The 4,503-nt window shown below is 69.8% G+C and carries 2 protein-coding genes; both read right to left on the bottom strand.

What is annotated here, in order from left to right:
- The coding region (locus AB0F03_RS37820) for a type I polyketide synthase (protein WP_362001015.1) at positions 1-3,788 on the bottom strand (3,788 nt) is incomplete at its 3' end.
- Positions 3,789-3,831: 43 nt separating this feature from the next.
- A partial coding sequence (locus AB0F03_RS37815) for a beta-ketoacyl reductase (RefSeq protein WP_362001013.1) occupies positions 3,832-4,503 on the bottom strand: 672 nt, incomplete at its 5' end.

The raw sequence follows: 4,503 nt of genomic DNA, 5'->3' as shown, positions 1-4,503 counted from the left end.
GCCACCGCCGGGTCGTCCACCCCCTCCCCGACACCCACCCCACCCCGCGTCACCACCACCAAAGACCCCTCCCGCGACGACGCAAGGAAGGACTGCACAGCCGACAACGCCTCAGCCGTCACACCGTGCACGGCTTCCGCATCCAGCGCCACCGCCCCGACCTCGAACACCTCCACCACACCGGCATCAGCGTCCACAGGCACCGGCACCCGAGACCACTCCACCCGCAACAACGACTCGCCACCGTCGGACACCCTCAACTGGTCCGCGGTGACCGCCCGAAGCACGAGCGACTCCACCGACGCCACCGGAGCACCTTCACCGTCGGCCAGCTCCAGCGAAAGCGACTCCGCACCCGAGGACGACAACCGGATCCGCAGCGACGACGCCCCCGAAGCGTGCAGCGACACCCCACTCCACGCGAACGGCAGGAACAGACCCCCCTCGGACTCACTCGCACCCAAAAAGGCCCCAGCGTGCAGCGCCGCATCCAACAGCGCCGGATGCAGACCGAACCCGGCCGCCGTGTCCCCCTCACTCGACGGCAACACCGCCTCGGCGAACACCTCATCACCACGCCGCCACACCGCACGAAGCCCCCGGAACACCGGCCCATAGCCATACCCACGGCCGGCCAACTCCTCGTACAACCGCGACACATCCACCGCCACCGCACCCTCCGGCGGCCACACCTCGAAACCAGCACCGGATGCCGGCGCATCCTCGTCGAGCAGCCCACTCGCATGACGCACCCACGGCGCACCGGACCCTGCGTCATCGGACCGCGAGTACACCCCAACCAGCCGCACGCCACCGCCCGTGTCCTCACCGACCGTGACCTGTACCCGCACGGCACCCTCGTCCGGGATCACCAAGGGCGCCTCTATGACCAGTTCACGCAGGCCTCGCGCGCCGACCTCGTCGCCGGCGCGGATCGCGAGTTCCACCAGCGCGGCACCGGGCAGCAGGACCGTGCCGGACACCACATGGTCCGCCAGCCACGGTTGGGCGGCGAGGGACAACCGGCCGGTGCACACCACACCACCGGTGTCAGGAACCCCGACCACGGTGTCGAGCAACGGATGCCCGGCAGCCAGCGCCGGATCACCCTCCGACAGCGTCGGGTTCAACCAGAAACGCTGATGCTGGAAGGCGTACGTGGGCAGGTCAACGCGGCGTGCGCCGGTGCGGGCGAAGACCTGCTCCCAGTCGATGGCAACACCACGCGTGTGCAGCTGTCCCACACTGTTCATCAACGCCCGGTCCTCGGGCACGTCCCGACGCAGCGACGGCACACAGTCCTCCGCCACCATCCCGGTCAGAACGCCATCCGGACCCAACTCCAGGAACGTACGCACGCCTTGATCACGCAACGCCCGCACACCGTCGTGGAAACGGACCGTGCCGCGTACGTGCTCCACCCAATAGTCGGGCGAGCACAGCCGCCCGGCGTCCGCCACCTCACCCGTCAGGTTCGACACCACCGGCAGCGTCGGGGTGTTGTACGTCAGCCCGGCCGCGACCTCGCGAAATTCGTCCAGCATCGGGTCCATCAACGGCGAATGAAACGCGTGTGACACCCTCAGCCGCTTGACCCGACGGCCCTCGAAACGGGCCACCACCGACTCGACCGCATCCTGCACACCCGACAACACCAGCGAGGTCGGCCCGTTGACTGCGGCGATGCTCACACCGTCCGACAGCAGCGGCGCGATCTCCTCTTCCGTGGCCTCCAACGCGACCATCACGCCACCGGCCGGCAGCGCCTGCATCAGCCGACCACGCGCCACGACCAGCGTGGCCGCATCCTCCAGCGACCACACACCCGCCACATACGCGGCCGTCACCTCACCGATCGAGTGACCCGCCAGGAAATCAGGACGCACGCCCCAGGACTCCGCCAGCCGATACAACGCCACCTCGACCGCGAACAGCGCCGGCTGCGCGTACCGCGTCTCCTCCAGCAGCTCCCCGCCCTCGAAAATCACCGCCTTCAACGAGCGGCCCAGCTTCCCGTCGACGGCCGCACACACCTCATCGAAAGCCTCGGCGAACACCGGGAACGCGCCGTACAGCTCACGCCCCATCCCCACCCGCTGCGACCCCTGCCCGGTGAACAACACACCCAGACGGCCCGCCGGCACCACACTCTGCGGACGTAAAGACGCCAGACCCTCCCGCGCCTCCGCCACCGACCCGGCGACGACCACCGCACGATGGTCGAAATGCGTCCGGGTCGTCGCCAGCGAGTACGCCACGTCGGTGAGAGGCACGTCCCGAGCGGAGTCCAGGTGGGCCGCCAGCGCCTCGGCCTGAGCCCGTACCGCCTCCACCGACTTGCCCGACACCACCAACGGCACCACACCATCGGGGACCACCGCGCGCTCCGCCACCGGCTCAGCCTCGACGGCCTCCAGGATCACGTGCGCATTCGTCCCACTGATACCGAACGCCGACACACCCGCACGACGCGGACGACCCCTCTCAGGCCACTCCCGCGACTCCGTCAGCAACTCCACCGCACCCGCCGACCAGTTCACCTTCGGCGACGGCTCATCCACATGCAACGTCTTCGGCAGCACACCGTGCCGCATCGCCTGCACCATCTTGATAACACCCGCCACACCCGCGGTGGCCTGGGTATGACCGAGGTTCGACTTCACCGAGCCCAGCCAGAGCGGGCGGTCCGCCGGACGGCCCTGGCCGTACGTGGCGATCAACGCCTGCGCCTCGATCGGGTCACCCAGCGACGTACCCGTACCGTGCGCCTCCACCGCGTCGATGTCCGTGGCGAGAAGCCCGGAATTGGCCAGCGCCTGTCGGATGACGCGTCGTTGCGAGGGGCCGTTGGGGGCGGTGAGGCCGTTGGATGCGCCGTCCTGGTTCACGGCCGTGCCACGGACGACCGCCAGGACCTGATGACCGTTGCGCCGCGCGTCCGACAAGCGCTCAAGGAGCAGCAGGCCCACGCCCTCGGCCCACGCCGTGCCGTCCGCGCCCGCAGCGAAGGCCTTGCAGCGCGCGTCAGCCGCCAGACCCCGCTGCCGGGAGAAGGCCACGAAGGCGCCCGGCGTGGCCATCACGGACACACCGCCGGCCAGGGCTAGCGAGCACTCGCCGCTGCGCAGCGCCTGGGCGGCCAGATGGATGGCGACCAACGACGACGAGCACGCCGTATCGATGGAGACGGCGGGACCCTCGAAGCCGAAGGCGTACGAGACCCGGCCGGAGGTGACCGCGCCGGCGCTGCCCGTCAGCGCGTACCCCTCGGCACTGGACTCCCCGCTTTCGAGGCTGGAGATGTAGTCCTGGGGCTTGGTACCGGCGAACACACCCACGTTGCGACCGCGCATCGACGTCGGGTCGATGCCGGCCCGCTCGAAGACCTCCCAGGAGGTTTCCAGCAGGAGGCGCTGCTGCGGGTCCATCGCCACCGCCTCGCGCGGGCTGATCCCGAAGAAGGCGGCGTCGAAGTCGGCGGCATCCGTGACGAAGCCGCCCTCCCTGACGTACGACTTCCCGGGACGCTCCGGGTCCGGGTCGTACAACCCCTGCACGTCCCAGCCCCGGTCGGTCGGGAACGACGAGATGCCGTCACGGCCTGCGGAGACCAGCTCCCACAGGTCATCGGGCGAGGACACACCTCCCGGAAGACGGCATCCCATCGCCACGACCGCGATCGGTTCCGTCCTCTCGGACTCGACCTCGCGCAGCCGCTTGCGGGCCTGGCTGAGATCGGCGAGGGCACGCTTGAGGTAGTCGCGCAGCTTGGCGTCGTTCGTGGTCATCGGAAGTCCTTCTGCTCAGCAGGTGTGGGGGTCGGCGCCGCTGTCAGGAGGAGCCAAGCTCGTTCTCGGCGAAGCTGAACAGTTCGTCGTCGGAGGCGGAAGCGAGGTCGAACTCCTCCTCTGCCTCGAAACCGGAGCCCGACGACGCCCACCGGCTGGCCAGCGTCTGTAGGCGCTTGGCCGCCTGGACCATGACCTCGTCGTCCGGAGCGGTCGAGGACAACGCGGCCTCCAGCCGGTCGAGCTCGGCAAGGACAGACACCGGCGAGGCACCCAGCTGCTCCACCAGTACGTCTGCGAGGGCGGCTGGAGTCGGGTGGTCGAACACCGCCGACGCGGGCAGCTGGAGCCCCGTGGTCGCCGTGAGCCGGTTGCGCAGCTCCACTCCCGTGAGCGAGTCGAAGCCGAGGTCCTTGAAGGCACGCTCCGGGGCGATGGCGTCCCGTTCACGGCGGCCCAGCACGGTGGCGGCGTCGGTGCGCACCAGGTCGAGCAGGATGCGCTGCCGGTCGGGCTGGGACATCACCGTCAACCGGTCGGCCAGCGATTCGCCCGCCGCACCTCCGGCGCCCATACCGACCGCACCGGTCCGGACGCTCCGGCGCGGCTGCCGTACGAGACCTCGCAGCATGGGAGCCAGCCGATCCGCAGCGGCCTGTTCGGTGAGGGCCGCGAGATCGAACTTGGCTGCCAACAGGGCGGGTTCGTCCGCTGT

This window comes from Streptomyces sp. NPDC028722 (assembly GCF_040637655.1).
Taxonomy (GTDB): domain Bacteria; phylum Actinomycetota; class Actinomycetes; order Streptomycetales; family Streptomycetaceae; genus Streptomyces.
Note: the sequence above shows the minus strand (reverse complement) of the source record. Positions and strands in the feature narration are given on the sequence as shown.